A 26507-nucleotide genomic window follows, 5' to 3' on the forward strand; every position below is an offset into this window, starting at 1 on the left:
GGTGCGGGGAGACTGAGGACATGAGCCGGACCTACTCCTTCCGCGGCGACTGGCGGCTCGACGCCCCGCCCGACCCCGTGCACGCGGTGCTCGAGGACCTCGAGCACTACCCCTCCTGGTGGCCGCAGGTGCGGGCGGTGGCCAGCCTCGGCCCCGACGACGCCCTGGTGGTGTGCCGCTCGGCTCTGCCCTACGAGCTGGAGCTGCACCTGCACGCCGTGCACCGGGAGCCGCGCCGGCTGGAGACCACGGTCTCGGGCGACCTCGAGGGGTCGGTGCGGTGGCTCATCGAGGCCGACGGCACCGGCTCCCGGCTGCTCTTCGAGCAGGAGGTGGTGGTCCGCGGCCGGCTGCTCGCGCTGGCGTCGTACGTCGCGCGGCCGGCGCTGGTCTGGAACCACGACCGGATGATGGCCTCCGCCATCGAGGGACTGCGCCGTCAGCTGCCCAGCGCCGGGCGGTAGAACGGCTCGCCGGTGAACGGACCGCCGACGTGCGCCGCCTCGGCCTCGTCGTCGGGACCGACCGGCAGCCGGTCGGCGAACTCCTCGGCGTCGTCGCTCGGGTGGTAGCCCAGGTCGTGCCCCGGGCCCAGGTCCCACCAGGCGCGGGTGTTCGCCGAGATCCCGTAGAGCACGGCGAAGCCGGGCGCGGTCGCGCCCAGCGCGGCGTCGACCATCCGCACGCAGTCGTCGTGGGAGAGCCACGTGGCCAGGTGGCGCCGGGTCTCCGGCACCGGGAGGAACGAGCCGATCCGGCAGGCCACGGCGTCGATGCCGTAGCGATCGGCGTACAGGCTCAGCAGCGCCTCGGCGGCGACCTTGCCCACGCCGTAGAACGTGTCCGGGCGGGGGCGCGTCTCGCCGAGGAGGTCGGTGCGGGGGGTCCGGCCGACGGCGTGGTTGGACGAGGCGTAGACGATCCGGTCGACCTGGTGGGCCAGCATCGCGTCGAGCAGCGCCGCGGTGGTCACCACGTGGCTGGTCAGCGCGTCGGGGAGGGCCGCCTCGCCCGGGTGCCCGGCCAGGTGGACGACCGCGTCCAGCGGCTCGGCCGCGAACACGTCGAGCACCGCGTCGGGGTCCGCGCAGTCCCCGGTGTGCCAGGAGCCGTCGAAGCCGTCGGCGGCCGGCAGCCGGTCGAAGCCCACCACCTCGTGCCCGCGGTCGACGAGGCCGGGCAGCAGGACCCGGCCGATGCTCCCGGCGGCGCCGGTCACCAGGACCCTCATCGGCACCGCTTCCGGGTCCGCAGCCGCTCGGCGACGTGGCCGGTGCCGCTGGCTCCGCGGTCGTCGGTCCAGGTCACGTCGATGGAGTCCCAGGCCCCGGGCTTCTCGACCTGCATCCGCAGGAACCAGTAGTAGGTCCGCCCCGGTCGCAGCTCGGCACCGGCCAGCGTGCGTCGCCCGTCCCAGTCCAGCCGGTCCCGGATGCTGCGGGGCGGCCGGGCGCCGAGCGTGAAGCCGGTCGACGACACCGCCTCCTCCGGCCGCCTGGTCACCAGCGACCGGGTCACCGTGACGTTCTTCGCCGCCACCAGGTCGACGCCGGTCAGCCGGATCGGCCGGTCCACCTCGACCTCGTCCCACGTGAGGTAGGTGCCGGCGTTCTCCAGGCAGGCCCTCCCGGGTCCGTCGAAGCGCAGCGGGTCCTTCCCGGGGTCGGCACTGAGGGTGCGGCTGGTGGTGGTCTTCTGCTGGGGCACGGCGCCGGCGTCCGGGCTGCCCGTGCAGCCCGTCCCGGTGAGGAGCAGCGCGCCGCCGAGCAGGGAGGGGAGCATCCTGAGCACGGGTCGCGCCTCAGATCCGGGGGACGATCGTGCCGAGCAGGTCACCCATCCGCGCCGCCGCGGCCCGACCGGCCTCGAGCACCTCGGAGTGGTCCAGCGGCTCGCCCGAGATGCCCGCGGCGAGGTTGGTGACCAGGCTGATGCCCAGCACCTCCAGGCCGGCCTCGCGGGCCGCGATCGCCTCCAGCGTGGTGCTCATGCCGACCAGCTCGCCGCCGATCGCGCGGACCATCCCGATCTCGGCCGGGGTCTCGTAGTGCGGCCCGGGGAACTGCACGTACACCGCCTCGTCGAGGCTCGGGTCGACCGAGCGGCAGAGCTCGCGCAGCCGGGGCGAGTAGAGGTCGGTGAGGTCCACGAACGTGGCCCCGGCGATGGGGCTGGTCGCCGTCAGGTTGATGTGGTCGCTGATCAGGACCGGGGTGCCCGGCGTCCAGGTCTCCCGCAGCCCTCCGCAGCCGTTGGTGAGCACGATCGCGCGGCAGCCGGCGGCGGCCGCGGTGCGCACGCCGTGCACCACGGCGGCGACCCCGCGGCCCTCGTAGAAGTGGGTGCGGCTCAGGAAGACCAGCAGGTTCCGGTCGCCGGAGCGGATCGAGCGGATCCGCCCGGAGTGCCCGGCGACGGCCGCGGCCGAGAAGCCCGGCAGGTCGGTGGTCTCGATCTCCGCGGTCGCCTCGCCGAGGGCGTCGACGGCCGGCAGCCAGCCGGAGCCGAGCACCAGGGCGATGTCGTGCTGGGCGACGCCGGTGCGCTCGGCGAGGGCGTCGGCGGCCTCGCGGGCCAGCTGCTGGGGTGTCGTCGGGTTGTCGTCCACGGGGCGCAGCCTAGTGCCCCGGAGCAGGCACTCGGACCGGAGTCGGGGTCACAGCCCGGTCGAGCGGCAGTCGCGCCCGCGCAGGGCGGCCACGTAGTCGGCCGGGGCGTCGGCCGCCTCCGCGGCGTCGGCCAGCACGCCCAGGTAGGACGCACTGGGCAGACCGCCCTCGAAGGCGTCGAGGACGTAGGCCCACGTGACCAGCTCCCCGGTGAGCGTGGAGACCCGCACCTTGGTCCGGCGGTAGAGCCCCGTGTCGGCCGACTCCCAACCGTCCAGGGCCGCGGCGTCCTCCTCGGTCACGTCGTAGACCGCGACGAAGACCTGCTCGAAGGAGTCCTGGACGATCGTGGCGAGCGCTCCGTCCCAGCCGTGCTCCTCGCCGCCGAAGGTCAGCCGCCACCCCTGGAGCCACCCCGTGGTGCGCATCGGGGAGTGCGGACAGCGCTCGCCCATCCGGGCCGGGTCGAGGTTCGTCCCGTAGGCGGCGTACAGGGTCACCTGCCGAAGGGTAGTGCCTGCCTCGCGTCGAGGACGGTCCACCTCATAGGCTGCACCCCGTGAGCGAGAACGCGAACCACTTCGATGTCCTGGTCCTCGGCGCCGGCCCCGGCGGCTACGTCGCGGCGATCCGTGCCGCCCAGCTCGGCCTCCGCGCCGCGGTGGTCGAGGAGAAGTACTGGGGAGGGGTCTGCCTCAACGTCGGCTGCATCCCGTCCAAGGCCCTGCTCCGCAACGCGGAGATCTCGCACATCATCACGCACGAGAAGAAGACCTTCGGGATCGAGGGCGACGCCACGATGGCGTACGCGCCGACCCACCAGCGCAGCCGCAAGGTGGCCGAGGCCAGCGCCAAGGGCGTGCACTACCTGATGAAGAAGAACAAGATCACCGAGATCGACGGGTTCGGCACGCTGACCGGCAGCAACGACGGCAAGCACGGCATCGACGTCAAGGACGCCGACGGGAACACGACGTCGTACTCCTGCGACAACCTGATCGTCGCCACCGGCGCCCAGACCCGGCTGGTGCCGGGCACGTCCCTGTCCGAGCGGGTGGTGACCTACGAGGAGCAGATCCTCACCGAGGAGCTGCCCGGCTCGATCGTGATCGCCGGCTCGGGCGCCATCGGCGTCGAGTTCGCCTACGTCATGGTCAACTTCGGCGTCGACGTGACGATCGTGGAGTTCCTGGACCGGATGGTGCCCACCGAGGACCCCGACGTCTCCAAGGAGCTGCTCAAGGCCTACAAGAAGCTCGGCGTGAACGTCCTGCTCTCCACCAAGGTCGAGTCCATCGACGACTCCGGCGACAAGGTCAAGGTCACCGTCAGCAAGGATGGCGAGGAGCAGGTCATCGAGACCGACAAGGTGCTCCAGGCGATCGGCTTCGCCCCCCGGATCGAGGGCTTCGGCCTCGAGAGCACGGGCGTCGAGACCACCGACCGCGGCGCGATCGACATCGACGACTACGGCCGGACGAACGTCGACGGCGTCTACGCCATCGGCGACGTCACCGGCAAGCTCATGCTGGCCCACACCGCCGAGGCGATGGGCGTGGTCGCCGCCGAGGTGATCGCCGGCGCCGAGACGATGCCGGTCGAGTTCGACTTCATCCCGCGGGCCACCTTCTGCCAGCCGCAGATCGCCTCGTTCGGCTACTCCGAGGAGCAGGCGAAGGAGAAGGGGTACGACGTCAAGGTCGCCACCTTCCCGTTCTCCGCCAACGGCAAGGCCCGGGGCATGGCAGAGGGGGTGGGCTTCGTCAAGGTCGTCGCCGACGCCGAGCACAACGAGATCGTCGGCGCGCACATGATCGGCCCGGAGGTCACCGAGCTGCTGCCGGCGCTGACCCTGGCCCAGAAGTGGGACCTCACCGCCGACGAGGTGGCGCGCAACGTGTTCGCCCACCCGACCCTGTCCGAGGCGATGAAGGAAGCCGTCGAGGGCATCGCCGGCCACATGATCAACCTCTGATCGCGAGGCTCCATGACTGAACACGTCGTCATCGTCGGCGGGGGACCCGGCGGCTACGAGTCGGCCCTGGTGGCCGCCCAGCTCGGCGCCGAGGTCACCGTCGTCGACTCCGACGGGCTCGGCGGCAGCGCGGTGCTCACCGACTGCGTGCCGAGCAAGACGCTGATCGCCACCGCCGAGGTGATGACCGAGGTGGCCGAGTCGTCCGAGCTCGGGGTCGTCTTCGAGAACCGCGAGGGCGACGTCGCCTCGGGGGTCAGCGTCGACCTGGCCCGGGTGAACGCCCGGGTGCTGAAGCTGGCCGAGGACCAGTCCGCCGACATCGCCCGCCGCCTGGAGCGCGAGGGGGTCGCGGTGGTGCGCGGTCGCGGCCGCCTGGCCGGGCCGCAGCGGGTGGTCGTGGACCTCCCGGACGGCGGGGAGCAGACGATCGACGCCGACGCGATCCTGCTGGCCACCGGCGCGGCCCCGCGCACGCTGCCCACCGCCCAGCCCGACGGTGAGCGGATCCTCACCTGGGAGCAGGTCTACGGCATCACCGAGATGCCCAGCCGCCTGATCGTGGTCGGCTCCGGCGTCACCGGCGCCGAGTTCGCCAGTGCCTACCTCGCGCTCGGCATCGACGTCACGCTGGTCTCCTCCCGCGACCGGGTGCTGCCCGGTGAGGACGCCGACGCCGCCGAGGTGCTCGAGGACGTCCTCACCCGGCGCGGCATGCACGTGCTGTCGAAGTCCCGGATGGAGTCGGTCACCCGCTCCGGCGACGTCGTCACGGTCACCCTGACCGACGGGCGCACCGTCGAGGGCTCGCACTGCGTGCTGGCGCTCGGCTCGGTCCCGAAGACCGACGACCTCGGCCTCGAGGAGGCCGGGGTGGCGGTCGACGAGGCCGGCTTCGTGACCGTCGACCGGGTCTCCCGGACCACCGCCCGGGGGGTGTACGCCGCCGGCGACTGCACCGGGGTGCTGATGCTGGCGTCGGTGGCGGCCATGCAGGGCCGGATCGCGATGTGGCACTTCCTCGGCGACGCCGTGATGCCGCTGGACCTGCGCAAGGTCTCCTCCAACGTGTTCACCGCCCCGGAGATCGCCACCGTCGGCTGGTCCCAGCAGGCCGTCGACGAGGGCCAGATCCGGGCCGAGGTGATCCGGCTGCCGCTGGCCGGCAACGCGCGGGCGAAGATGCAGGGCGTCCACGACGGCTTCGTCAAGCTGTTCTGCCGCCCGGGCACCGGGATCGTCGTGGGCGGCGTGGTCGTGGGCCCCCGGGCCTCGGAGCTGATCCACCCGCTCTCGATCGCGGTGGCCGAGTCGCTGACCGCGGACCAGCTGGCGCAGGCGTTCACCGTCTACCCGTCGATGAGCGGGTCCATCGCCGAGGCGGCCAGGCGGCTGCACCGGGTGTAGGTCGGGTCAGAAGCCGCCGAAGTCGAAGCCGCCGCCGAAGTCGCCCCCGAAGTCGCCGCCGCCGCCCCCGCCGCCGAAGTCGCCGCCGCCCCCGAAGTCGCCGCCGTCACCACCGCCGACGTCGGTCCCGGACCAGTCCTCGCCGCCGGCCACCGCGGCGGGGCCCCACCAGCCGCCCATCATCGAGCCGAGCAGGAAGCCCGGGAAGAGCCCGTTCATCGCGTAGGAGCCGTAGTAGCCGTTGGCGTAGGCGCCGTACGTCGGGCCGCCGTCGTACCAGGGCACCATCCGGTTGCCCTCACGCACCCGCCGGGTGTCGGGCTCGGCGCCGACCCGCAGCCGGTCGGCGTCGGCCAGGCACACCGGCACCGGGCGCGGTACGCCGCCGGTCGGGGCCCAGTCGACGTCGGTCTGCGCCGGACCGTGCGCGGGGTTGAAGAAGCACGGTGGGCGGCGCTGGGGCAGGTCCTCGCCGGACTGCCGGGCCAGCACGCAGGCGTGGGCGTAGCGGCCGTCCTCGAGGGCGGTGGTGACCCCGGAGACGTCCTCGGCCCGGCGGGCGTCGGCGAGCAGGGCCTTGGCGTGCTCGTAGGAGTCGAGGGCCCGCTGGTAGTCCTGGCGCATCGGCTGGTCGAGGGTGGTGGTGAGGGTGTCGATGTGCAGCTCCTGGAGCTCCTCGCCGAACCGGGTCACGTCCTCCTCGGCGACCGCCGAGACCGCGGCCAGCTCGCGCTCCTGCTCGAGCGCGCGGGTCCGGTTCTGCCGCCCCTGGGACACCGCCAGGGCCGCCACGGCCAGCACCGCCAGCGCGAGCATGAACCAGAGCATGTCCTCGACGGTAGCAACCCGCGCGGAATCACGGATCTGTAATTCACCGGGTTCCATGGACAGGCCGGAAACGCCCGTGGTCCCATCGATTCGCCACACCCGTCACAACAGTCCCACGAGAGAGACCACCATGTCGCGCGGCACCGCCGTCCCCCTGCTCGGCCTCGCGCTGACCCTGTTTCTGGCCCTCGTGACCCCGGCGTCCGCGGCCGGCACCCAGACCTACCCGATGCCGCGCACCGGGACCGTCACGATCGCCGGCCACGGCTACGGCCACGGCCACGGCATGTCGCAGTACGGCGCCGAGGGTGCCGCCCGGCAGGGGCTGGGCTGGCCGCAGATCGTGCGCTTCTACTACCCCGGCACCACGGTCCGGACCAGGAACCCGCGGGTCCGGGTGCTGATCAGCGCCGACACGTCCCGCGACGTCGTGGTCAGCCCCCGCAGCGGCCTGCGGGCCAGGGACACCGGCAGCGGCGAGACCTGGCAGCTGCCGGAGAACGGGGCGGACCGCTGGCGGTTCGACGTGGCCGGCTCCGGTCGGACCGCGCTGGCCTACCGCAAGGGCGGCACCTGGCGGCGGTTCGCCCTGCTCGAGGGGGACGGCTTCTTCGCCGCGAAGGGCAAGCCGATCCGGCTGCACCTGGGCACCACCTCCAAGCTCTACCGCGGGCGGCTGTTCTCGGCCCGTCCGAGCGCGGGATCGACCGACCGGGACACGGTCAACGCACTCCGGCTGAACGCCTACGTCAAGGGCGTCGTGCCGCACGAGATCCCGGTGTCGTGGCAGCCGGCGGCGGTGCGAGCCCAGGCGGTCGCGGCGCGCACCTACGCGGCGTACGAGCGCGGCCACCCGCGGGCCGGGCACTACCAGCTGTGCGACACCTCCTCCTGCCAGGTGTACGGCGGCTACGGCGCCGAGGACCCGCGCTCCAACGACGCCGTCCGGGCCACCCGGAAGAGGATCCTGGTCGACTCCTCGGGCGAGCCTGCGTTCACCCAGTTCGGCTCCAGCAACGGCGGCTGGACGTCGGCCAACCGGTTCTCCTACCTGCCGGCGCAGCAGGACCCCTACGACGGCTGGTCCGGCAACCCCGTGCACGACTGGAGGGTGAGGATGGACGTCTCCCGGATCGAGAAGGCGTTCCCGGCGCTCGGCAACCTGCGTGAGATCCGGGTGACCGAGCGCGACGGCAACGGCCAGTGGGGCGGCCGGGTCCGGACCCTGGTGCTCGACGGCGGCAAGGCCGACATCCGGGTCTCCGGTGACACCTTCCGGCTCCGGCTGGGCCTACGGTCGACCTGGTTCTCGTTCCCCTAGGCCTGGAGCACCAGGATCAGGTCGCCGCCCTCGACGGACCGGGTGCCCGACAGCGCCACCCGGGAGACCGTGCCGGAGACCGGCGCGGTGATGGCCGCCTCCATCTTCATGGCCTCGATCGTGGCGAGCACGGCTCCGGCCTCGACCTGGTCGCCCTCGGCGACCGAGACCGTCACCACGCCCTGGAACGGCGCGGCCACCTGGCCGTGGTCCGACGGGTCGGCCTTCTCGGTCGCCGGCACCTCGGCGGCGACGTTCCGGTCCCGGATGCTGATCGGGCGGAGCTGCCCGTTCAGCGTGCACATCACGCTGCGGTAGCCGCGCTCGTCCGGCTCGCCGATCGCCTGCAGGCCGACCAGCAGCCGCTTGCCTCGGGCGAGGTCGACCTCGTGCTCCTCGCCGGCGTCGAGACCGTAGAGGTAGTCGATGGTCGGGAGCACCGAGGTGTCGCCGTACCGCTCCCGGGACTCCGCGAACTCCCGGGTGGGCCCGGGGAACAGCAGCTCGTTCAGCGTGGACTGCCGGTGCTCCGCCAGGCCCTGGCGCTGCGCGTCGCTGAGCTCCTCCTGGGCGTGCCGGACGGTGCGGCCCTCGAGCGCCTTGGTCCGGAACGGCTCGGGCCAGCCGCCGGGCGGGTCGCCGAGCTCGCCGGAGAGGAAGCCGATCACCGAGTCGGGGATGTCGTAGCTGCCCGGGTCCTCGGCGAACTCCTGCGGGTCGGCCCCGGCCGCGACCAGGTGCAGGGCCAGGTCGCCGACCACCTTGGAGGACGGCGTCACCTTCACGATGTTGCCGAGGATGTCGTTGGCGGCGGCGTACATGTCCTCGATCTGCTCGAACTTCTCGCCGAGCCCGAGCGCGATCGCCTGCTGGCGCAGGTTCGAGAGCTGGCCGCCGGGGATCTCGTGGGTGTAGACCCGGCCGGTCGGGGAGGGCAGGCCGGACTCGAACGGCGCGTAGACCCGGCGGGTGGCCTCCCAGTAGGGCTCGAGCGAGCAGACCGCCTCCAGCGACAGGCCGGTCTCCCGGTCGGAGTGGTCGGTGGCGCTGACCAGGGCCGAGAGCGGCGGCTGCGAGGTGGTGCCGGCCATCGAGGCGGTGGCGGCGTCGACCGCGTCCACCCCGGCGTCGATCGCGGTCAGCAGCGTGCCGAGCTGCCCCCCGGGGGTGTCGTGCGTGTGCAGGTGCACGGGCAGGTCGAACTCGCGCCGCAGCGCCGTGACCAGCGTCCGCGCGGCCGGCGCCCGCAGCAGGCCGGCCATGTCCTTGATGGCGAGCACGTGCGCGCCGGCGTCGACGATCCGCTCGGCCAGCTTCAGGTAGTAGTCGAGCGTGTACAGCCGCTCGCCGGGGTCGGAGAGGTCGCCGGTGTAGCAGAGCGCCACCTCCGCGACCGCGGTGCCGGTGCCGCGCACCGCCTCGATCGCCGGGCGCATCTGCTCGGTGTCGTTGAGCGCGTCGAAGATCCGGAACACGTCGATCCCGGTGGCCGCGGCCTCCTCGACGAAGGCGTCGGTGACCTCGGTGGGGTACGGCGTGTAGCCGACCGTGTTCCGCCCGCGGAGCAGCATCTGCAGGCAGATGTTCGGAACCGCCTGGCGCAGCGAGGCGAGCCGCTCCCACGGGTCCTCGGCGAGGAACCGCAGCGACACGTCGTACGTCGCCCCGCCCCACGCCTCCAGGGACCAGAGCTCGGGGGTCAGCCGGGCGACGTGGCCGGCTACGCCGAGCAGGTCGCGGGTCCGGACCCGGGTGGCGAGCAGGCTCTGGTGGGCGTCGCGGAACGTGGTGTCGGTGACCGCCACGCCCGGACGCTCGCGCAGGGCGGCGGCGAAGCCGTCCGGGCCGAGCCGGACCAGCTCCTGGCGGGAGCCGTCCGGGGCGGGCACGTCGAGGTCCAACGTCGGCAGCTTCAGGGCCGGGTCCAGCCGGGTCGGCGCCGGGCCGTGCGGCTGGTTGACGGTGACGTCGGCGAGGTAGGTGAGCAGCTTGGTGCCGCGGTCCCCGCTGGCGCGGGCGGTGAGCAGCTGCGGGTGGTCCTCGATGAACGAGGTGGTGACCCGGCCGGCCTGGAAGTCGGGGTCGGTGAGGACGGCCTCGAGGAAGGCGATGTTCGTGGACACGCCGCGGATCCGGAACTCGGCGACCGCGCGGCGGGCCTTGTCGACGGCCAGCTCGAACGTCCGGCCCCGGCAGGTCAGCTTGGCCAGCATCGAGTCGAAGTGGGCCGAGACCTCGGCGCCGGTGTAGGTCGTGCCGCCGTCGAGGCGGACGCCGGGGCCGCCGGGGGAGCGGTAGGTGGTGATCTTGCCGGTGTCCGGGCGGAACCCGTTGGCGGGGTCCTCGGTGGTGATCCGGCACTGCAGGGCGGCGCCGCGGACGGAGATGCCGTCCTGGGCCAGGCCGAGGTCGGCGAGCGTGGCTCCGGCCGCGATCCGCATCTGCGACTGGACCAGGTCGACGTCGGTGACCTCCTCGGTCACCGTGTGCTCGACCTGGATCCGCGGGTTCATCTCGATGAACACGTAGGAGCCGTCGGGGGAGAGCAGGAACTCGACCGTCCCGGCGTTGCGGTAGCCGATCTCCCGGGCGAAGCGGACCGCGTCGGCGCACATCCGGTCCCGCAGGTCCGGGTCGAGGTTCGGCGCCGGGGCGATCTCGACGACCTTCTGGTGCCGGCGCTGGACCGAGCAGTCGCGCTCGAAGAGGTGGATCACCCCGTCCTCGGCCCCGGTCCCGTCGCTGAGGATCTGCACCTCGATGTGCCGCGGCTCGACGACGGCTTGCTCGATGAACACGGTCGGGTCGCCGAAGGCGCCCTCGGCCTCGCGCATGCAGGTCTCGACGGCCTCGCGCAGGGAGTCGGGGTCGTCGACGCGCCGCATCCCCCGCCCGCCGCCCCCGGCGACGGCCTTGACGAACAGCGGGAACGGCATCTCGCTCGCCGAGGAGACCAGCGCCTCGACGTCGGTGGAGGGCTCGACGGAGGCCAGCGTCGGCACCCCGGCGGCCTTCGCGGCGGCGATCGCGCGGGCCTTGTTGCCGGTGAGCGTGAGCACGTCGGCGGTCGGGCCGATGAAGGTGATGCCGGCGTTCGCGCAGGCCTCGGCGAGGGCCGGGTTCTCGGAGAGGAACCCGTAGCCGGGGTAGATCGCGTCGGCGCCGGCCCGGACGGCGACCGCGACGATCCCGTCCGGGTCGAGGTAGGCCCGCACCGGGTGCCCGCGCTCGCCGATCTCGTAGGCCTCGTCGGCCTTCAGCCGGTGCTCGGACCCCCGGTCCTCGTGCGCGAAGACCGCGACCGTCTGCGCGCCGATCTCGTACGCCGCGCGCAGGGCGCGGATCGCGATCTCACCGCGGTTGGCCACCAGGACCTTGGAGAACATCGGATCAGTCCTTGAGCTCGCAGATCACGGCACCGTTGGTGACCGTGGCGCCGACCTCGGCGTCCAGGCTGCTGACGGTGCCTGCCTTGTGTGCCTTGAGGGGCTGCTCCATCTTCATGGCCTCCAGGACCACGATCACGTCCCCCTCGGCGACGGTCGAGCCCTCCTCGACGGCCACCTTGACGATCGTGCCCTGCATCGGGCTGGCCACGGCGTCGCCGGAGACGGCGCCGCCGCCCTTCTTGCCGCGGGCCCGCTTGGGCTTCTTCGCGCCGCCCGCGGCGGCACCGCCGCCCCCGAGGCCACCGAGCCCGGCCGGGAGGACCACCTCGATCCGCTTGCCGCCGACCTCGACGGTGACCCGCTCGCGCTCGCCGCCCTCGGCGTCCTCGGCGTCGCCGGCGTAGGGCTCGATCCGGTTGTCGAACTCGGTCTCGATCCAGGAGGTGTAGACCGAGAACGTCTCGCCGTCCCCGACGTACGCCGGGTCCTCGACGACCGCGGCATGGAACGGGATCACGGTCGGCATGCCGTCGACGACGAACTCGGCCAGCGCCCGGCGGGAGCGCTCCAGCGCCTGGGTGCGGTCCCGGCCGGTGACGATGAGCTTGGCGATGAGCGAGTCGAACGCCCCGGGGATCGTCTGGCCGTTCTCGTAGCCGCCGTCGACCCGGACGCCCGGGCCCGACGGGGGGCTCCAGGCGGACAGCGTGCCGGGGGCGGGCATGAAGTTGCGGCCGCCGTCCTCGGCGTTGATCCGGAACTCGATCGAGTGGCCCCGGATGGCGGGGTCGTCGTAGCCGAGCTCCTCGCCCGCGGCGACCCGGAACATCTCGCGGACCAGGTCGATGCCGGTGACCTCCTCGGTGACCGGGTGCTCGACCTGGAGCCGGGTGTTGACCTCGAGGAACGAGATCGTGCCGTCCTGGCCGACGAGGAACTCGCAGGTCCCGGCGCCGACGTAGCCGGCCTCCTTGAGGATCGCCTTGGAGGAGTCGTAGAGCCGCTGGACCTGGTCGTCGGTGAGGAACGGCGCGGGGGCCTCCTCGACCAGCTTCTGGTGCCGGCGCTGCAGGGAGCAGTCGCGGGTGGAGACCACGACCACGTTGCCGTGCTGGTCGGCCAGGCACTGGGTCTCGACGTGCCGGGGCTGGTCGAGGTAGCGCTCGACGAAGCACTCGCCGCGGCCGAAGGCACCGATGGCCTCGCGGGTCGCCGACTCGAACATCTCGGCGACCTCCTCCTCCTTGCGGGCCACCTTGAGCCCGCGGCCACCGCCGCCGAAAGCCGCCTTGATCGCGATCGGGAGGCCGTTCTCCTTGGCGAAGGCGACCACCTCGTCGGCGTCCTTCACCGGGTCCTTGGTGCCGGAGACCAGGGGCGCCCCGACCTTCTCGGCGATGTGCCGGGCCTTGACCTTGTCGCCGAGGCTCTCGATGGCGCTGGGCGGCGGGCCGATCCAGACCAGCCCGGCGTCGATGACGGCGCGGGCGAAGTCGGCGTTCTCGGCGAGGAAGCCGTAGCCGGGGTGGACCGAGTCGGCGCCGGACCTCTCAGCGACCGCGAGGATCTTCTCGATGTCGAGGTAGGAGTCGGCCGGCGTGGCCCCCTCGAGCGAGTGCGCCTCGTCGGCGATCCGCACGAAGACCGCGTCCCGGTCCGGCTCGGCGTAGACGGCCACACTGCCGATGCCGGCGTCCTTGCAGGCGCGGATCACCCGCACCGCGATCTCGCCGCGGTTGGCGACCAGGACCTTCTGCAGGGGCTTGACTTCCGGCACCGTGACTCTCCTCGCTCCGGTCGATGGGGGCTGGTCGGGAGTCTAGGGGCTGTCGCGCCCGACGCCTCCCGGTGGTTGCGGAGCGAGCGCCGGGCGCATGATCCGGGGCGCATGTGGGCACCCTCACACCCGGTCCAGCATCCACATGTTTCGGAGGTCCCCAGTGCTCCCCTCGTTCCTCGCCCGGGAGAGGACGGTCGCCCCGGAGGGATACAGCCGTTGGCTGATCCCGCCCGCGGCGCTCGCCGTCCACCTCTGCATCGGCCAGGTCTACGCGACCAGCGTCTACAAGACCGCCCTCGTGCAGCACTTCGACTCCAGCCTGACCGCGGTCGGCGTGATCTTCTCGATCGCGATCGTGATGCTCGGCCTCTCCGCGGCGCTGTTCGGCACCTGGGTGGACACCAACGGCCCCCGGGCGGCGATGTTCGTGGCGGCGCTGTTCTGGTCGGCCGGCTTCCTGGTGGCGGCGCTGGGCATCGGCACCGGTCAGCTGTGGCTGGTCTACCTCGGGTACGGCGGCATCGGCGGCATCGGACTCGGCATCGGCTACATCTCGCCGGTGTCGACGCTGATCAAGTGGTTCCCCGACCGGCCCGGGCTGGCGACCGGCATGGCGATCATGGGCTTCGGAGGCGGTGCCCTGGTGGCGAGCCCGGTGAGTGGCAAGCTGCTCGGCCTCTACGACTCGGCCTACGACTCCTCGGACCCGTCCTCGGTGGCCGGTGGCGACGCCGTGATGATGTTGTTCGTGACGCTGGGGCTGGTCTACCTCGCGTTCATGATGTTCGGCGCGTTCACGGTTCGGGTGCCGGCCGAGGGCTGGTCGCCGGAGGGCTGGGACCCGCACCAGGTCGAGGAGAAGCGGATGGTGACCACCGCCAGCGTCTCGGCCGACAGCGCCATCCGGACGCCGCAGTTCTGGCTGCTGTGGGTGGTGCTGTTCTGCAACGTCACCGCGGGCATCGGGATCCTCGAGCAGGCGGCGCCCATGATCCAGGACTTCTTCCGCGAGGGCGGCTCGTCGTCGGTGTCGGCCGCGGCCGCCGGCGGCTTCGTGGGCCTGCTGTCGATCGCGAACATGGCCGGGCGGTTCGTGTGGTCCTCGACCTCGGACGCGATCGGGCGCAAGCCGATCTACATGGTCTACCTGGGCGTCGGGATGGGTCTCTACCTGCTGCTCGCGCTCGCGGGCTCCGGCGCGACGGCGCTGTTCGTGCTGTTCGCCGCGGTGATCATCTCCTTCTACGGGGGCGGCTTCGCCACCGTGCCGGCGTACCTGCGGGACCTGTTCGGGACCTTCCAGGTGGGGGCGATCCACGGACGGCTGCTGACCGCGTGGGCGGCTGCCGGGGTGGTCGGGCCGCTGATCGTGAACGCGTTCCTCGACGCCCAGGGCACGCCCGGCGAGCTGACCGCGGCGGACTACCGGCCGGCCCTGCTGACGATGGTCGGGCTGCTCGCGGTGGGCTTCGTGGCGAACCTGCTGGTGCACCCGGTCGACGAGAAGCACCACGAACCGCGCGACGAGCCGCTCGAGGAGGTGAGCGCATGACCGCCCGGATCGTGACCGCGTGGGCCGTGGTCGGCATCCCGCTGGCGTACGGCGTCTTCGAGACCCTGCGCCGCACGGCCAGCCTCTTCGGGGGATAGCCGTGGTGCCGGCCCCGGCGCGCCCGCTGAGACGGGTCGTCGTCTACGGCGTCACGGGTGCCGGCAAGACCACGGTCGCGGCCGAGATCGCGGCCCGGACCGGGCTGCCGCTGATCCGCGTGGACGAGCTCAGCTGGGGCCCGGGGTGGCGGCTGCTCCCGGCCGCCGAGCAGCGGGCCCGCTTCGGTCCGATCCTCGACGGTGACCGGTGGGTGCTCGACACGGCGTACGGGTCGTGGCTCGACCTGGCCCTGGCCCGGGCCGACCTGGTGGTGGGGCTGGACCTGTCGCGGCCGCGGACCTTCGCCCGGCTGGTCCGCCGCTCGGTGCGGCGGGTGGCGACCGGGGAGCGGGTCTGCAACGGCAACACGGAGACGCTGGGCCGGCTGCTCGGGCGGGACTCGATCCTGCTCTGGCACTGCCGGAGCTTCTCCCGCAAGCGCGGTCGCCTGCGGGCGTGGGAGCGGGACGGGGCGCCGCGGACGGTGCTGCTCCGGCGCCCGGACGACGTCCGGGCCTGGCTGGGGGAGCTGTCGGGGGACTGACCGCGCTCCCCGAGCGTCGCGGGGTGTCGGTCCCGACACGTCCCGGGGCGGGGTGGCCTCCCTCCTCGCCGGGTGGTGAGATGAGGCATGAGCAGGATCTTCACCACCAGCGTCGCGTCCGTCTACCCGCACTACGTGACGAAGGTAGAGAGGAAGGGACGCTCCAAGGCCGAGCTGGACCAGGTCATCGAGTGGCTGACCGGCTTCGACGATCGGGCGTTGCAGCGGCACCTCGACGCCGGCACCAGCTTCGAGGAGTTCTTCGCCGACGCGTCTCTCAACCCGAGCGCAGGACAGATCACGGGGGTGGTCTGCGGCGTGCGGGTCGAGGACGTGGAGGACCCGCTCATGCAGCGGATCCGCTACCTGGACAAACTCGTCGACGAGCTCGCCAAGGGCAAGGCGATGGAGAAGGTGCTGCGGTCGCCGGTGGAGTAGTGGCCCGTGGCGTCCGGCGCCCTATCGTGGGGTGGTGCTGCCGCCGCCCACAGCGAGGCTCCGCTTCAGGGAGATGACCGAGGCGGACCTGCCGGACATCGCCACGCTGGACATCTCCTCATCGCGGACCGCTGAGGGCTGGGTCGCATGGAACCGTGACAACTACCTCGAGCACGGATTCGGCCTGTGGGTGGTGGAGACCCACGAGGGTGGCTTCGTCGGCGACTGCGGCCTGACGATGCAGGAGGTGGAGGGGGAGTGGCTGGTCGAGGCGGGCTGGCACGTGCGAGCGCCCCTGCGTCGTCAGGGGTACGCCGCCGAGGCGGCCGCCGCGGTGCGCGAAACAGCTCGGGTCATGGGTGTGGAGCACCTGATTGCGATCATCCGGCCCGACAACCTCGCCTCTCAGGGGGTGGCCAGGAGGATCGGCATGGTGCTCGAGCGGGAGGTTCACAAGAACGGTGGCCCGGCACTCGTCTTCGCAGTCGACCTGGAGCGGTAGGCGCCCTCACAGGCCGATCTTGTTGACCGCGAAGGTGGCCTCGCCCACGGTGAACTGCGAGCCGTGAGGGCTCGACAGCTGGTCGATGAGGCCCTGGCGCGAGAACGGTGAGAAGTCGAGGTAGTCCTTGGCTGCACGCACGGCCTGCTGCTTCCAGTCCGTCTTCAGCTGGCCGACCGCCCAGGTCGCGTCCTCGAGGCGGAAGTCCGAGCCGTACTCCGAGGACAGCTGGTCGATGAGTCCCTGACGGCTGAACGCGGAGAAGTCCAGGTAGTCCTGGGCGGCCGCGAGCGCGTTCTCCATCGCGAAGGTGACCTTCGAGCGGCTGGGGTCCTTCGGGAAGGCGTCCTTCGAGTCCGCGACGCCGTCACCGTCGGTGTCCTGGCTGTACCGAGCGTCCTTCGGGAAGTCGTCGAGCTCATCGGGCACGGAGTCCTCGTCCGCATCCTTGGCGTACTTGGCGTTCTTGGGAAAGGCGTCCTCGAAGTCGGCGACGCCGTCCTTGTCGGTGTCGACATCTTCCTTCGTCTGGACCTTCCGGTCCTTCGGCGCGAAGTCCTCCTCGTCGATGACGCCGTCCCCGTCGCTGTCGACCGGCTCGGCCTCGACCTCGTCCTCCGTCTCGGTGGCGGTCCCGGCGGCGGTGTCCGAGTCAGACTCCCCGGCCGCCTGGGCCGACGTGTCCGCGGCCGCGGGAGCGGGATCGTCGGCCTCGCCGCCGAGGGCTCCCAGGATGACCAGGAGGAGCACGAAGGTCGACACACCGCTGAGCACCTTGTGGCGGAGGAACCAGTTCTGTTGCGAGGTTCCCGCTCCCGGGTCTCCAGGCGTGCCACTTGCGAGCGAAGGACCACCAGCGGGCGGCTCGATACCGGACGGTGCGGTGTGCTCGGTCCACTGCCCACCATCCCAGTACCGCTGGCCGTCACCCGCGTTGTCGGGATACCAGCCGGGAGGGGGAGTGGCGTTCATCGCGTCAATGTCCTTCTGAATCAGTAGCTGACGGCTCGGACGAGCTCTGCCGCGACCGTATGTCGCATGCTCGGTCCTGTCAGGGAAACCCGACTCTCGCTGTCTCCTGCCTGTCCGCAGCCTCGTTCGACCCGCGCTGTGGACGAACCCCGAGCGACGATCCTGACTGTCGGTGGCTGGTGGCAGAGTCGGACCATGGAGCAGGAGATGCCCGACTCGGCCGGTGAGACCCTCACCGCGATCGAGGGTGCGCTGCGGATCAAGCGCGAGGCGGAGGCCGAGCTGCTCCGGCTGGCCGGGCACTGGGCGGACCTGCACGGCGCCGTCCGGCCGGCGTACGACGAGCGCGACCGGATCGGCGTGCCGGTCCGGCTCGGCGGCGAGGGCACGCCGGAGGTGCTCGAGTTCGCGTCGGCGGAGCTGGCGATCAGCCTCGAGGTGCATCCGCTGGCCGCGCGTTCCCTGATGGCCGACGTCCTCGACCTCCGGCACCGGCTGCCGCACCTGTGGTCGCTCACGGTCGACGAGCTCCGGGTGCCCGACTGGGTGGCCCGCAGGGTGGCCAGGCTCAGCCGCGACCTGCCCGAGGACGTCGTCGCCCACCTCGACGCCCGCATCGCAGGGGAGACCCCCGACGCCGCGACGCTGCCGCCGTCCCGGCTCTTCACCCTCGTCGAGGCGATGGTGCTCGCCCACAGAGATGCGGAGCGGGACGCTGAGCGCGAGGCGGCCCTGGCCGACCGGTTCGTCTCGGTGTCCTCGCACCGCGCCCGGCCGGGCACCACCGGCGTCTACGGCTGCGTCGACGACGCCGGGGGCCAGGAGATCGACCACACCCTCGACCGGCTCGCGGCCGCCCTCCGCGCCGCGGGCGACACCGACCCTGTCGACGTACGCCGCGCGAAGGCCCTGGTCGCCCTCGCCGAGCCGGCCCGGGCGCTGCGGCTCCTCGCCGGCGAGGCGACGGAGGCGGCGAGCGCCGACGACACCGGGTCACCGTCCGCCGCGGTGCTCCACCTGCACGTCACCGACCGCGCTCTTTTCGGCCTCGACCGCGGCGTCGCCCGCTGGGAGGGCGTCGGGCCGATCACCCGCCGCCACCTCGTCGACCTGCTCCGACACCGGCGGGTCACCGTCCGGCCGGTCCACCTGCCGGCCGACGAGAGGCCCCGCGACTCCTACGAGTACGTCGGCGACCTGCGGGAGGCGGTGCTGCTCACCGTCCCGCGGGACTGCTACCCCTACGCCGTCGGCGAGGCCCGGCGCTCCGATGTCGACCACACCATCCCCTACGACGAGACCGGTCCGCCCGGCCAGACCCGGCTCGGCAACGCCGGACCGCTGACGCGGCACCACCACCGGATCAAGACCGCGGGCGCGATCCGGGTCCGACAACCCACGCCCGGGACGTTCGTCTGGGCCACCCCGCACCATCGCTACCGGGTCACCGACCGCACCGGCACCCGGCCGGTGCCGCGACGCATCGGCGAGGCGATTCACAGCGGCCACCCCATGGAGGTCCGGCTCGGGACGATCCTGCTCACCTGAGCCGGGCCAGCTCCTCACGGCAGCGACGCTCCACCGCGTCGAGGTCCGCCTCGGTCTGCTCGATGTCGGCCCGCAGCCGGGCCAGGTCGGCCCGCCTGACCTCGATCTGGTCGAGCAGGTACTCCAGCTGCCCCGCCTCGCCCGGCTGATCGTCGTACATGTCGACGATCCGGGCGATCTGGTCCAGGGCGAACCCCAGCCGACGCCCCCGCAGCACCAGCTCCAGCCGGATCCGGTCCCGCTGGTGGAACACCCGCGTCGGGCCGCGCCGCTCGGGGGTGATCAGCCCCAGCTCCTCGTAGTGCCGGATCGTGCGCAGCGTGACGCCGTACTCCTCGGCGAGCTGCCGGATCGTCCAGGTGGGCTCCATGAAACCTCCTCGACCACCGGGGGCTTGCGCTGACGCTACGTAAGCCACCTACCGTGGCTTACGTACACGTCACCCTACGAGGAGCCTCGCATGTCCCTGTCCTACGAGCTGTCCCGCGAGCACGAGGAGTTCCGCAAGAGCGTCCGCGACTTCGCCGAGAAGGAGATCGCGCCGCACGTGGCGCAGTGGGACATCGACCACCACTTCCCGGTCGACGTCGTGCACAAGATGGGCCAGCTCGGGCTGTTCGGCCTCACCGCGCCCGAGGAGTTCGGCGGCATGGGCGAGGACGGCGACTTCACCTCGCTGTGCGTCGCCATCGAGGAGATCGGCCGCGTCGACCAGTCGATGGGGATCACCCTCGAGGCCGCGGTCGGCCTGGGCATCAACCCGATCCTCACCTTCGGCGACGACGAGCAGAAGCAGCAGTGGCTTCCCGACCTCGTTGCCGGCAACACCCTGGCCGGCTTCGGGCTCACCGAGGCCGGTGCCGGCTCCGACGCCAGCGCCACCCGGACCAGGGCCGAGCTCGTCAACGGCGAGTGGGTGGTCAACGGCAGCAAGCAGTTCATCACCAACTCCGGCTCCGAGATCACCTCGCTGGTCACCGTCACCGCCCGCACCGGCGAGCGCGAGGGCGGCCGGCCCGAGCTGTCCACGATCATCATGCCCTCGGACACCCCCGGCTTCACCGCCGAGCCGCCGTACCACAAGCTCGGCTGGCACATCTCCGACACCCACCCGCTCACCTTCGAGGACGCGCACGTCCCCGAGGGCAACCTGCTCGGCGAGCGGGGACGTGGCTACGCGCAGTTCCTCGCCACCCTCGACGACGGCCGGGTCGCGATCGCGGCGCTCGCCGTCGGCTGCATCCAGGCCTGCCTCGACGCCTGCGTCGACTACGCCGGCGAGCGCCAGACCTTCGGCGTCCCCATCGGCCGCAAGCAGGGCGTCGCCTTCCAGATCGCCGACCTCGAGGTCATGCTGCACGCCTCGCGTGCCCTGACCTACCGGGCCGCCGCCATGAAGGACGCGATGGGTACGCCGACCGGTCCGAGCACCAAGGACTTCAAGCAGGCCGCTGCCGTCGCCAAGCTCTACACCTCGGAGTCCGCGGTCACCGCGACCCGGATCGCCACCCAGGTCTTCGGCGGCTACGGCTTCATGGAGGAGTACCCGGTCGCCCGGTTCTACCGGGACGCCAAGATCCTCGAGATCGGCGAGGGCACCTCCGAGGTCCAGCGCATGCTGATCGCCCGGGGCCTCGGCCTGCCGGTGGAGTGACCTCGCGGATCGCTACGCTGGGTCCATGACCCGTCCGTCGCGCGCCCGTCGGCGGTAGGGCCGTGGCCAGCCGCCGGCTCCAGCGGATCAGTGGTGAGGGCGCCCGCTTCCTCGTGGTCGGAGCGCTGGCGACCCTGGTCTCCCTGGTGCTCTTCAACGTGCTCGTGCACGGGGCCGGCATGGGCGTGGGCGCCATGAACAGCTGGCCGCTGCCGGCCTTCATCCTGGCCAACCTGGTCGGGATGGTCGTCAGCTACCGCGGCAGTCGCTCCTGGGCGTTCCGCCACCGCACCGAGGTCGGTCCCACCGGCGGCCGGGTCGGGTTCCTCGTGGTCAACCTGGTCTCGCTGGTGATCCCGCTGACCTGCCTCACGATCAGCCGGTACGCGCTCGGCCTCGACGGCGCGCTGGCCGACAACGTCGCCGCCAACGTCGTCGGGCTCGGGCTGGGCACGGTGTTCCGGTTCTGGGCCAGTCGTCGCTACGTCTTCCGGCGCCGCCCGCGCCGCTCCCGCGCCGGCGCCGCGGTCTAGGCAGCTCCGGCTAGGAGGCCGGGGCGGGAGGAACGGACGGGGCCCACAGCTCCGTCCACGCGTGCCCCAGCTCGCCGACCAGGTCCCGCAGCAGCGGCAGGCTCACCCCCACCACGGTGTGGAAGTCGCCCTCGATCCCGGTGACGAACGCGCCCCCCAGGCCGTCGACGGTGAACGCCCCGGCCACGTGCAGCGGCTCGCCGGTCGCCACGTAGGCCGCGATCTCCGCGTCGTCGACGTCGGCGAAGTGCACCGTGGTCGACGCGGTCGCGGCGACCACCCGCCCCGAGGCCAGGTCGTGCAGCGCGTGCCCGGAGTGCAGCACCCCGGACCGGCCGCGCATCGCCTGCCAGCGGCGGACGGCCTCCTCGGGCGAGGCCGGCTTGCCGTGGGCCTCGCCGTCGAGCTCCAGCACCGAGTCGCAGCCCAGCACCAGCGCGTCGCCCACGTCCTCGCGATCCCCGGCCCGGAGCCGGTCCGCGACCGCCGCCGCCTTCAGCTCGGCGAGCTGCAGCGCCAGCTCGGCCGGCGGCAGCCCGTCGACCGTCGACTCGTCCACGCCGGAGACGACCACCTCCGGCTCCACGCCGGCCGAGCGCAGGGTGGCGAGGCGGGCGGGGGACGCGGAGGCGAGGACCAGTCGGGGCACCCGGTGAGGCTACCGATCAGGCCAGCGCCGAGCCGAACGCGTCCCGGTAGCAGCGCATCCCGTGCGTCGAGGTCGCCGCCAGCACGCCGCGGGTGATCGCCCGGGTGACGCACGTCCCGGCCGCGGCCAGCAGCGCCTGGAACCCGAAGACGTCCGGCGCCGGCGAGGACCCGGTCGCCAGCGCGAACAGCGTGTCCCCGTCGAACATCGTGTGCACGGGGTCGATCGCCCGGGCCAGCCCGTCGTGACCGATCCCGGCCAGCTTGGCGCACTGCGCCTTCGTCAGCGCGGCGTCCGTCGCGATCACACCGATCGTGGTCGCCAGCGGCGGCCGCAGCGGCCCGTCCAGCCGCGCCGCCGCGGCCAGCGCCGCCTCCAGCTCGGCCGGGTCCGGCCGGCGCAGTGGCGGCAGGTCGCCGGGCAGGCAGTGCCGGGCGCCGAGCAGCTCGCCGGTGCCCAGGTGCACCGCGGAGCCGACCGCGTTCACCGCGACCAGCGCCCCCACCGTGCTCCCGTCGCCCAGCCGCACCGACGCCGACCCGACGCCGCCCTTGAGCCCCCCGACCCGGGCGCCGGTCCCGGCGCCGTGGTTGCCCTCCCGGACCTCGAGGCCTGCCCCCTCGAGTGCCGCGTCGTACGCCGCCGCGCCCAGGTCGGCGTCCGGGTGGCTCCCGAACGCCCCGCCCCGGCCGAGGTCGTAGAGCACCGCGGCCGGCACGATCGGCACCACCTCGCCCGGACCGCCCACGGGCAGGCCGGTGCCGGCGGCGAACAGCCGCTGCACCACCCCGTCCACGGCGGCCAGGCCCAGCGCCGAGCCGCCGGTGAGCACGACCGCGTGCACCCGGTCGACGAGGTTGCGCGGGTCCAGCAGGTCGGTCTCCCGGGTGCCCGGGCCGCCGCCGCGGACGTCGACGCCGGCCACCGCGCCCTGCGGCGGGGGCAGGACCACCGTGCTGCCGCTCAGCCACCCGTCCGTGGTCCGCTCGGCCTGACCCACCCGGATGCCGGGCACGTCGGTGATCGCGTTCACCCGGTGATCTCCACGTTGGCGACCCGGGTCAGGCGCGGGCAGTCGTGGTCACCGTCCTCCACCTGCCCGCTGGCCCACCACATGTGCAGGCCGTCGGGGATCACCTCGAGCGTCGCGAGGTTGTTGTCGAACCATGGCCCCTTCACCAGCGACCAGCGCAGCGGGGCCTTCGGCACCTTCGCGGACCGAGCCACCACGTGCCCGACCGGACCGGCCACCCCGTAGGAGGCGAACGCCGTGGCGAACCGCCAGCGCCGCGACAGCGGGTTGCGGATGGGGGAGCAGACGGCCTGCAGGATCCGGCTCTGCAACGGCGGCGCGCCGCGCGCCTCGCGGCGCGTGGTCCGGGCCTCCGAGACGTAGCTGTGGTGGACGTCCCCGGACAGGAAGGTCACCGTCCGCGGCGCCGGGCCGCGCTGGCCGCGGGCGACCTCCAGGGTCATCGCCGCCACCCGCTGGAAGCCGTCCTGGAACGCCGCCCAGTGCTCGAGGTCGACGCCCTGCCGGATGCGCTCGCCCACCCGCGCGCCGCGCCGGCCCCACGAGCCGGCCGCGAGCGCCTCGGAGAAGGCCTCGACGTAGTGCAGTCCCGGCGCCAGCAGGAACGGCAGCGACGTGCCCACCAGCAGGTGCTCGGTCCCGCCCTGCATCTGCTCGTCCAGCCAGGCCATCTCGGAGTCGTCGAGGATCGACCGGTGCCCGGGCTCGAGCACCCGGGCGGCCCGCGAGTCCACCACCACCAGCCGGGCCTGGCTCCCGAAGTCCCGGGCGTAGCTCCACCGGTAGCACTGCGGGTCCTGGTCGGCCCGGTCCGCGAAGGCGTCCAGCTCCTCGCTGAGGTCGAGCTCGCCCGCGCCGTCGTACTCCTGGACGCGTCGCCACAGCGGGTCCTCCGCGCGCTCGGCCGGGCTGAGGTTGCCCAGGTGCTGGTAGACCCAGTACGACGCCAGCCCGCCGACGATCCGGTCGTGCCACCAGCTGGTGGCCTCCATCTCGTCCTTCCAGGACCGCGAGGTGTTCCAGTCGTCCCGGACGTCGTGGTCGTCGAAGATCATCGCGCTCGGCAGCGTCGAGAGCAGCCACCGGTTCGCCGGGTCCGACCAGGCCAGCCGGTAGAGGTGGGCGTACTCCTCGTAGTCCTTCAGCTCGGTCCAGGGCGCCTGCTCGATGTCCCGTCGGGACTCGATGAACTCCCGCATCGGTGCGGTCGTCTCGTCGGCGTAGACCTGGTCGCCCAGGAACAGCACCAGGTCCGGCCAGCGGGCCGGCCCGTGCTCGGGGTCGTCGGGCATCTCGGAGTCGGTGACGCCGGCCATCCGCAGCGCGTAGGCCCGCAGCGCGTCCACGCCGTGCAGGTCGTTGCCGTCGGCGTCGTGCGACACCGCGGTCCGGCAGGAGCCGAACGCCATCCGCAGCCGCTTCTGCGGGTCGAGCGTCGAGATCATCGACGGTGGGAGGTCGGAGTCGGCCTCGGGCCACACCTGCCGACCGTCGACCTCGACGGTGTACTCCGACTTCGACCCCGGCTCCAGCCCCTCGACGTCGACCAGGGCGTAGTGGTGGCCGTGGACGGCGAAGGTGTCCGCCTCGGCCGTCCGGTCCCCGGCCCGCACCCGGACCCGGCCGGTGTCGGCGGTCTCGACCCAGATCGTGGCGGTCGTCTGGTCGACGTGGCGGAGCAGCGGCCCCAGCACCAGTTCGGTCACCGGGACAGCATGCCTCACCGGGGGTCAGCGCGGGAGGCCGCTGGAGCGCCAGCCTCCCGGACCCTGCGGCAGCGCGCGTCGCACCGCGCGGTGGGGCGCCTGCCACTCGGGCGTACGGCGCGGGGGTGCCGCCTGCTCCGGGCCACCCATCGCGGCCAGCACCGCGACCAGGGCGGCGACCTCCTCGGGGGTGGTGTGCTCGGTGATGATCCTCAGCACCGGTTCGTCTTCGCCGGCCTTCTGCGACCCCTGCGGGTCGGTCTCACCTGTCGTCGACACGTCGCCTGTCTCCTCCTCCGCTTCGCTCCTCCGGACACGGGCGACGGGTCGACTCCGCATCCCGCTGCTCGGGGACCCTCCGGGCCCGCCTCACAGCGGGATGTTCCCGTGCTTCTTGGGCGGCAGCGCCTCCCGCTTCGAGCGCAGCAGCCGCAGCGACCGGACGATCTCCACCCGCGTCTCGTGCGGGCTGATCACCGCGTCGATGTAGCCACGCTCGGCGGCGACGTAGGGGTTGGCCAGCGTGTCCTCGTACTCCGTGATCAGCTCGGCCCGCCGCTCGTCGACGTTGCCGGCCTCCTCGGCCTCCGCGATCTCCTTGCGGTAGAGGATGTTCACCGCGCCCTGGGCGCCCATCACCGCGATCTGGGCGGTCGGCCAGGCGACGTTGATGTCGGCGCCGAGGTGCTTGGAGCCCATGACGTCGTAGGCGCCGCCGTAGGCCTTGCGGGTGATGATCGTGACCAGCGGCACGGTCGCCTCCGCGTAGGCGTAGATGAGCTTCGCGCCGCGCCGGATGATCCCGTTGAACTCCTGGTCGGTGCCTGGCAGGAAGCCGGGGACGTCGACGAAGGTGAGGACCGGGATGTTGAAGGCGTCGCAGGTCCGCACGAAGCGGGCCGCCTTCTCCGAGGCGTCGATGTCGAGCGTGCCGGCGAACTGCATCGGCTGGTTGGCGACCACGCCCACCGGCCTGCCCTCGACCCGGCCGTAGCCGATCAGGATGTTCGGCGCGAACAGCGGCTGGACCTCGAGGAACTCCTCGTCGTCGAGCACCGCCTCGATCACCGTGTGCATGTCGTAGGGCTGGTTCGGCGAGTCCGGGATCAGCGTGTCCAGCGACCGGTCCAGGTCGGAGAACGCGGTGTCCGCGGGCTCGTCGTACGCCGGCGGCTCGTCGAGGTTGTTCTGCGGCAGGTAGGACAGCAGCGACTTGACGTACTCGATGGCGTCCTCCTCGTCGGACCCCATGTAGTGCGCGTTGCCGGACCTGGTGTTGTGGGTCCGGGCGCCGCCGAGCTCCTCCATCGTGACGTCCTCGCCGGTGACGGTCTTGATGACGTCGGGCCCGGTGATGAACATGTTCGACGTGCCGTCGACCATGATCGTGAAGTCGGTGACCGCGGGGGAGTAGACGTGGCCGCCGGCGCAGGAGCCCATGATCAGGCTGATCTGCGGGATCACGCCGCTGGCGTGGACGTTGCGACGGAAGATCTCGCCGTACAGGCCGAGCGAGACCACGCCCTCCTGGATCCGGGCACCGGCGCCCTCGTTGATGCCGATGATCGGGCAGCCGGTCTTGATCGCCAGGTCCATCACCTTGGTGATCTTCTCGCCGTAGACCTCGCCGAGGGACCCGCCGAAGACCGTGAAGTCCTGGGAGAACACGCAGACCTGCCGGCCGTCGATGGTGCCGTAGCCGGTGACCACGCCGTCGCCGTACGGACGCCGCTTCTCCAGGCCGAACGCCACCGACCGGTGCCGGGCCAGCTCGTCGAGCTCGACGAACGAGCCCTCGTCGAAGAGCATCTCGATCCGCTCCCGGGCCGTCCGGCGCCCCTTGGCGTGCTGCTTCTCGACCGCCTTCGCGGAGCCGGCGTGCACCGCCTCGTCGAGGCGCCGGTCCAGGTCGGCCAGCTTGCCGGCGGTCGAGTGGATGTCGATGCCCGCGTCGGCCGGGGGGACGTC

The 26507-nt window shown here is 72.5% G+C and carries 26 protein-coding genes and 1 pseudogene; 12 read left to right on the forward strand and 15 right to left on the reverse strand.

Features of this window, described 5'->3' with window-relative positions; translation table 11 throughout:
• The first annotated feature begins 20 nt into the window (after positions 1-20).
• A complete protein-coding gene (locus IE331_RS03485) occupies positions 21-464 on the forward strand; it encodes an SRPBCC family protein (protein ID WP_192140513.1) in 444 nt (147 codons plus the stop codon).
• Here the strand turns inward: IE331_RS03485 and IE331_RS03490 are convergent.
• The 4 genes from IE331_RS03490 to IE331_RS03505 are packed head-to-tail and all read right to left on the reverse strand — an operon-like array spanning position 440 to position 3109.
• Positions 440-1231: an NAD-dependent epimerase/dehydratase family protein gene (locus IE331_RS03490; RefSeq protein WP_192140515.1), complete on the reverse strand. Its 792-nt coding sequence runs from the start codon at positions 1229-1231 to the stop codon at positions 440-442. The genes IE331_RS03485 and IE331_RS03490 overlap by 25 nt on opposite strands.
• Complete coding sequence (locus tag IE331_RS03495) at positions 1228-1791, reverse strand: hypothetical protein (RefSeq protein ID WP_192140517.1); 564 nt, start codon at positions 1789-1791, stop codon at positions 1228-1230. The genes IE331_RS03490 and IE331_RS03495 overlap by 4 nt, the downstream gene beginning before the upstream one ends.
• Before the next feature lie 10 nt (positions 1792-1801).
• Positions 1802-2608 carry a purine-nucleoside phosphorylase gene (locus IE331_RS03500; RefSeq protein ID WP_201930991.1) on the reverse strand — a complete coding sequence of 269 codons (807 nt, stop codon included), beginning with the start codon at positions 2606-2608 and terminating at the stop codon, positions 1802-1804.
• A gap of 48 nt (positions 2609-2656) precedes the next feature.
• Positions 2657-3109: a gamma-glutamylcyclotransferase gene (locus IE331_RS03505; RefSeq protein ID WP_192140519.1), complete on the reverse strand. Its 453-nt coding sequence runs from the start codon at positions 3107-3109 to the stop codon at positions 2657-2659.
• 59 nt (positions 3110-3168) lie between these two features.
• Between IE331_RS03505 and lpdA the strand changes: the two genes are divergently transcribed.
• Together lpdA and IE331_RS03515 are read left to right on the forward strand one after the other, a co-directional pair.
• Entirely contained in the window at positions 3169-4584 is a 1416-nt protein-coding gene (gene lpdA, locus IE331_RS03510) for a dihydrolipoyl dehydrogenase (RefSeq protein ID WP_192140521.1), read from the forward strand.
• A gap of 12 nt (positions 4585-4596) precedes the next feature.
• Complete coding sequence (locus IE331_RS03515) at positions 4597-5991, forward strand: NAD(P)H-quinone dehydrogenase (RefSeq protein ID WP_192140522.1); 1395 nt, start codon at positions 4597-4599, stop codon at positions 5989-5991.
• A gap of 6 nt (positions 5992-5997) precedes the next feature.
• Here the strand turns inward: IE331_RS03515 and IE331_RS03520 are convergent, their stop codons facing one another.
• The gene (locus tag IE331_RS03520; protein WP_192140523.1) at positions 5998-6819 is read right to left on the reverse strand and encodes a hypothetical protein; all 822 of its coding nucleotides are present in this window, start codon (positions 6817-6819) and stop codon (positions 5998-6000) included.
• Positions 6820-6949: 130 nt separating this feature from the next.
• Here IE331_RS03520 and IE331_RS03525 point away from each other — a divergent pair, with 130 nt between their 5' ends.
• Entirely contained in the window at positions 6950-8140 is a 1191-nt protein-coding gene (locus IE331_RS03525; RefSeq protein ID WP_192140524.1) for a SpoIID/LytB domain-containing protein, read from the forward strand.
• Here the strand turns inward: IE331_RS03525 and IE331_RS03530 are convergent.
• Complete coding sequence (locus IE331_RS03530) at positions 8137-11526, reverse strand: pyruvate carboxylase (RefSeq protein ID WP_192140525.1); 3390 nt, start codon at positions 11524-11526, stop codon at positions 8137-8139. The two genes, IE331_RS03525 and IE331_RS03530, sit on opposite strands and share 4 nt — an antisense overlap.
• Before the next feature lie 4 nt (positions 11527-11530).
• Entirely contained in the window at positions 11531-13306 is a 1776-nt protein-coding gene (locus tag IE331_RS03535; protein WP_192140527.1) for an acetyl/propionyl/methylcrotonyl-CoA carboxylase subunit alpha, read from the reverse strand.
• A gap of 163 nt (positions 13307-13469) precedes the next feature.
• On the opposite strand from IE331_RS03535, the gene IE331_RS03540 reads away from it, so the two are divergent.
• From IE331_RS03540 to IE331_RS03555, 5 genes are all read left to right on the forward strand, one after another.
• Positions 13470-14861, forward strand: a complete 1392-nt coding sequence (locus tag IE331_RS03540) for an OFA family MFS transporter (RefSeq protein WP_318646757.1) — start codon at positions 13470-13472, stop codon at positions 14859-14861.
• The gene (locus tag IE331_RS17110) at positions 14858-14959 is read left to right on the forward strand and encodes an MFS transporter small subunit (RefSeq protein WP_449866959.1); all 102 of its coding nucleotides are present in this window, start codon (positions 14858-14860) and stop codon (positions 14957-14959) included. Before IE331_RS03540 ends, IE331_RS17110 begins: the two co-directional genes overlap by 4 nt.
• A gap of 5 nt (positions 14960-14964) precedes the next feature.
• Positions 14965-15504 carry a P-loop NTPase family protein gene (locus tag IE331_RS03545; RefSeq protein ID WP_201930993.1) on the forward strand — a complete coding sequence of 180 codons (540 nt, stop codon included), beginning with the start codon at positions 14965-14967 and terminating at the stop codon, positions 15502-15504.
• Positions 15505-15591: 87 nt separating this feature from the next.
• Entirely contained in the window at positions 15592-15942 is a 351-nt protein-coding gene (locus tag IE331_RS03550) for a DUF2200 domain-containing protein (RefSeq protein WP_192140531.1), read from the forward strand.
• A gap of 34 nt (positions 15943-15976) precedes the next feature.
• Positions 15977-16444, forward strand: coding sequence for a GNAT family N-acetyltransferase (locus IE331_RS03555; RefSeq protein ID WP_318646758.1), 468 nt, complete (start codon positions 15977-15979; stop codon positions 16442-16444).
• A 6-nt stretch (positions 16445-16450) separates the two neighbouring features.
• Here the strand turns inward: IE331_RS03555 and IE331_RS16900 are convergent, their stop codons facing one another.
• Together IE331_RS16900 and IE331_RS16430 are read right to left on the reverse strand one after the other, a co-directional pair.
• Positions 16451-17206: an Ltp family lipoprotein gene (locus IE331_RS16900; RefSeq protein WP_318646780.1), complete on the reverse strand. Its 756-nt coding sequence runs from the start codon at positions 17204-17206 to the stop codon at positions 16451-16453.
• A 108-nt stretch (positions 17207-17314) separates the two neighbouring features.
• A pseudogene (locus IE331_RS16430) lies at positions 17315-17416 on the reverse strand (DUF2510 domain-containing protein); the annotation flags it as partial.
• A 195-nt stretch (positions 17417-17611) separates the two neighbouring features.
• Between IE331_RS16430 and IE331_RS03565 the strand changes: the two are divergent.
• Positions 17612-18964: a hypothetical protein gene (locus IE331_RS03565; protein ID WP_192140537.1), complete on the forward strand. Its 1353-nt coding sequence runs from the start codon at positions 17612-17614 to the stop codon at positions 18962-18964.
• On the opposite strand, the gene IE331_RS03570 is transcribed toward IE331_RS03565, so the two are convergent.
• Entirely contained in the window at positions 18957-19334 is a 378-nt protein-coding gene (locus IE331_RS03570; RefSeq protein ID WP_192140539.1) for a MerR family transcriptional regulator, read from the reverse strand. The two genes, IE331_RS03565 and IE331_RS03570, sit on opposite strands and share 8 nt — an antisense overlap.
• A 90-nt stretch (positions 19335-19424) precedes the next feature.
• On the opposite strand from IE331_RS03570, the gene IE331_RS03575 reads away from it, so the two are divergent.
• Positions 19425-20618, forward strand: coding sequence for an acyl-CoA dehydrogenase family protein (locus tag IE331_RS03575; protein ID WP_192140541.1), 1194 nt, complete (start codon positions 19425-19427; stop codon positions 20616-20618).
• A 62-nt stretch (positions 20619-20680) separates the two neighbouring features.
• Positions 20681-21151: a GtrA family protein gene (locus IE331_RS03580; protein ID WP_192140543.1), complete on the forward strand. Its 471-nt coding sequence runs from the start codon at positions 20681-20683 to the stop codon at positions 21149-21151.
• A 10-nt stretch (positions 21152-21161) separates the two neighbouring features.
• Here IE331_RS03580 and IE331_RS03585 read toward each other — a convergent pair whose 3' ends face one another.
• The 5 genes from IE331_RS03585 to IE331_RS03605 all read right to left on the reverse strand — a co-directional run bounded on the left by IE331_RS03585 (position 21162) and on the right by IE331_RS03605 (position 26483).
• Positions 21162-21800, reverse strand: a complete 639-nt coding sequence (locus IE331_RS03585) for a Maf family protein (protein ID WP_192140545.1) — start codon at positions 21798-21800, stop codon at positions 21162-21164.
• 16 nt (positions 21801-21816) lie between these two features.
• Positions 21817-22833, reverse strand: a complete 1017-nt coding sequence (locus IE331_RS03590) for a P1 family peptidase (protein WP_192140547.1) — start codon at positions 22831-22833, stop codon at positions 21817-21819.
• The gene (locus IE331_RS03595) at positions 22830-24539 is read right to left on the reverse strand and encodes an alkaline phosphatase D family protein (protein WP_192140549.1); all 1710 of its coding nucleotides are present in this window, start codon (positions 24537-24539) and stop codon (positions 22830-22832) included. Before IE331_RS03595 ends, IE331_RS03590 begins: the two co-directional genes overlap by 4 nt.
• Positions 24540-24563: 24 nt before the next feature.
• The gene (locus IE331_RS03600) at positions 24564-24818 is read right to left on the reverse strand and encodes an acyl-CoA carboxylase epsilon subunit (RefSeq protein ID WP_201931001.1); all 255 of its coding nucleotides are present in this window, start codon (positions 24816-24818) and stop codon (positions 24564-24566) included.
• 90 nt (positions 24819-24908) lie between these two features.
• Positions 24909-26483: an acyl-CoA carboxylase subunit beta gene (locus IE331_RS03605; RefSeq protein ID WP_192141684.1), complete on the reverse strand. Its 1575-nt coding sequence runs from the start codon at positions 26481-26483 to the stop codon at positions 24909-24911.
• Between the last annotated feature and the right edge of the window lie 24 nt (positions 26484-26507).

Source organism: Nocardioides donggukensis (genome assembly GCF_014842875.1).
Taxonomy (GTDB): domain Bacteria; phylum Actinomycetota; class Actinomycetes; order Propionibacteriales; family Nocardioidaceae; genus Nocardioides; species Nocardioides donggukensis.

Coding starts and splice junctions, on each gene's coding strand:
- IE331_RS03530 (WP_192140525.1), bottom strand. CDS start 11,526: ATGTTCTCCAAGGTCCTGGTGGCCAACCGCGGTGAGATCGCGATCCGC.
- IE331_RS03520 (WP_192140523.1), bottom strand. CDS start 6,819: ATGCTCTGGTTCATGCTCGCGCTGGCGGTGCTGGCCGTGGCGGCCCTG.
- IE331_RS03515 (WP_192140522.1), top strand. CDS start 4,597: ATGACTGAACACGTCGTCATCGTCGGCGGGGGACCCGGCGGCTACGAG.
- IE331_RS03490 (WP_192140515.1), bottom strand. CDS start 1,231: ATGAGGGTCCTGGTGACCGGCGCCGCCGGGAGCATCGGCCGGGTCCTG.
- IE331_RS03565 (WP_192140537.1), top strand. CDS start 17,612: ATGGAGCAGGAGATGCCCGACTCGGCCGGTGAGACCCTCACCGCGATC.
- IE331_RS03570 (WP_192140539.1), bottom strand. CDS start 19,334: ATGGAGCCCACCTGGACGATCCGGCAGCTCGCCGAGGAGTACGGCGTC.
- IE331_RS17110 (WP_449866959.1), top strand. CDS start 14,858: ATGACCGCCCGGATCGTGACCGCGTGGGCCGTGGTCGGCATCCCGCTG.
- IE331_RS03575 (WP_192140541.1), top strand. CDS start 19,425: ATGTCCCTGTCCTACGAGCTGTCCCGCGAGCACGAGGAGTTCCGCAAG.
- IE331_RS03485 (WP_192140513.1), top strand. CDS start 21: ATGAGCCGGACCTACTCCTTCCGCGGCGACTGGCGGCTCGACGCCCCG.
- IE331_RS03525 (WP_192140524.1), top strand. CDS start 6,950: ATGTCGCGCGGCACCGCCGTCCCCCTGCTCGGCCTCGCGCTGACCCTG.
- IE331_RS03550 (WP_192140531.1), top strand. CDS start 15,592: ATGAGCAGGATCTTCACCACCAGCGTCGCGTCCGTCTACCCGCACTAC.